1 protein-coding gene and 1 pseudogene are annotated in these 737 nt (G+C 61.7%); both read left to right on the forward strand.

The window, feature by feature from the left end:
• The coding region (locus tag G3O00_RS43075; RefSeq protein WP_206146642.1) for an alpha/beta hydrolase at nucleotides 1-377 on the forward strand (377 nt) is incomplete at its 5' end.
• Nucleotides 378-460: 83 nt separating this feature from the next.
• A pseudogene (locus tag G3O00_RS43080) lies at nucleotides 461-737 on the forward strand (IS256 family transposase); the annotation flags it as partial.

The raw sequence follows: 737 nt of genomic DNA on the forward strand, positions 1-737 counted from the left end.
CGCAGTTTTACAAGGATCTAGCGGTGCCGTTCCACAATTTCAACCGTGAAGGCGCGGTGGCGTCGCAAGGAACGATCGATTCGTTTTGGGCGCAGGGGATGATGGGCTCGATCAAGGGCCAGTTCGATTGCATCCGCGAGTTCTCGGAAGTGGATTACACGGAGGATCTTCGAAAGATCGATGTACCGGTGCTGGTGCTGCACGGCGATGACGACCAGATCGTTCCGATCGACGCGTCGGCGCTCCGAACGGCCGCGATCGCGCCGAATGTGGAGCTGAAGGTGTACCCGGGCGGGTCGCATGGGATTGCGATCACGCACGCAGACCAGGTCAACGCGGATCTGCTCGCGTTCTTCGAGAACGCCGGGGTGAAGTAAGTCAGTCGGGATTTTGCGTAGGCGCCGGCGGGGCCTGTCAGTAATTTCGTGTTCAAGGCATATGATGCTGCGAAGGAGAATGTATGCCTCGCAAACCGAAAGCCAAGCCGGTAGACCTGCCGGCCATTCCCGCCGAGTTGCTTGAGCAATTCGGCAACGGCCCGATGACCGGAGACGCGATCAATGCCGCGACGCTGGCCCTCAAGAAAGCGCTGATCGGGCGGGCGCTGGGCGGCGAGATGAGTCGCCATCTCGGCTACCCGCCAGGCGCTGCCAAGCCGAGCGCCGTGACCAACCAGCGCAATGGCACGGGCGCCAAGACAGTCCTGACCGAGGACGGCCCGATCCGTATCGAGGTGC

It is taken from the genome of Burkholderia sp. Ac-20384 (genome assembly GCF_017104605.1).
GTDB classification, from domain to species: Bacteria; Pseudomonadota; Gammaproteobacteria; order Burkholderiales; family Burkholderiaceae; genus Burkholderia; species Burkholderia lata.